Source organism: Gandjariella thermophila (assembly GCF_005405885.1).
GTDB lineage: Bacteria > Actinomycetota > Actinomycetes > Mycobacteriales > Pseudonocardiaceae > Gandjariella > Gandjariella thermophila.
The window spans coordinates 1-1,269 of record NZ_BJFL01000119.1; the positions used below are offsets into that span (position 1 = coordinate 1).

At 63.8% G+C, this 1,269-nt stretch carries 1 protein-coding gene; it reads right to left on the reverse strand.

What is annotated here, in order from left to right; translation table 11 throughout:
* Positions 1 to 39 precede the first annotated feature (39 nt).
* A protein-coding gene (locus FFT21_RS28540; RefSeq protein ID WP_371856878.1) for an IS3 family transposase occupies positions 40 to 1,202 on the reverse strand; the annotation gives its coding sequence in 2 pieces (ribosomal slippage) (positions 40 to 914 and positions 914 to 1,202; 1,164 coding nt in all).
* Positions 1,203 to 1,269: the final 67 nt, after the last annotated feature.

The following is a 1,269-nucleotide window of genomic DNA, read 5'->3' on the forward strand; positions in this document are numbered from 1 at the left end:
TGAGCTTGACCCCGTTCTCCGGACACGTTGGGTGTGGTGTCAGCCGCCGTGGTGAGGCGACGTCTGTCGTGTCTCAAACTGGATGGGGCTGAGCATTCCAATGCTGGAATGCCGTCGTTTCGGATTGTACCAGCATTCTATCCACTCGAAGATGGCATTGGCAAGCTCGTTGCGGGTTTTCCAGGCTCGGCGATCGAGCAGCTCCAGCTGCATCGAACCCCAGAACGACTCCATCATCGAATTGTCATAGCAGTCCCCAATCGACCCCATCGAACCGAGCAGTCCGGCGTCACGCAGTCGCTTACCGAACGCCCATGAAGTATATTGGGTTCCGTGGTCGCTGTGCAGGATTGTTGACCCGGCGGCGGGGTTGCGGCGCAGGATCGCCATGCCGAGGGCGTCGAGGACCAGGTCGGTGGTCTGCTGTTCCCCGATGGACCAGCCGATAATCCGCCGCGACCAGGCGTCCATCACGGCAGCGCAGTACACCTTTCCTTCACCCGTGGGGTGTTCGGTGATGTCGGTCAGCCACAGCGTGTTCGGTGCGTCGACGGTGAACTGGCGGTTGACCAGGTCGTCCTCGGTCGCCTCCCGGGCCGGGCCCCGCCGGTGTTTGCGCCGGTACACGCCCTGCAAGCCGGCCTGCCGCATCAACCGGGCCACCCGCTTGTGGTTGACGGCCTCACCCAGGCCGAGCACCAGCTCGGCGTGCACCCGGGGCCAGCCGTACGTCCCCCGCGATTCCTCGTGAATCTTCGTGATCACCTTGGTCAGTTCCTTGTTCCGCAGCGCACGCGGTGACTCCGGCCGGCCCAACCATTCATAATATCCGGACTTCGACACCTTCAACACCCGGCAGGCCACCGCGACCGGAATACCGTCCTCGGCGAGCTCACGGACCAGCCGGAAGACTACTTTGGGAGGACGTTCTCCCGTGCGAAATACGCCGCCGCACGCTTGAGGATCTCGTTCTCCAACTCCAGCTGCCGGTTACGGCGGCGCAGCTCGGCCAGCTCCTTCTTCTCCGCGCTGGTCAACCGTGCCGAGTTGCCACCCTCGTCGGCGTCGGCCTGGGCCATCCAATTCCGCAAACATGACTCGCTGATACCCAGGTCCTTGGCGATCTGCGCCACCGGCTTCTCGCCCAGCCGGGCCAACTCGACGGCACGCTGGCGGAACTCGATCGGGTGTGGTGCGGGCATATGGACATCCTTCCCGGTGACCGAAGGTCACCTCACGTCAGGTGTCCGGGCTACGGGGTCAAGCTCA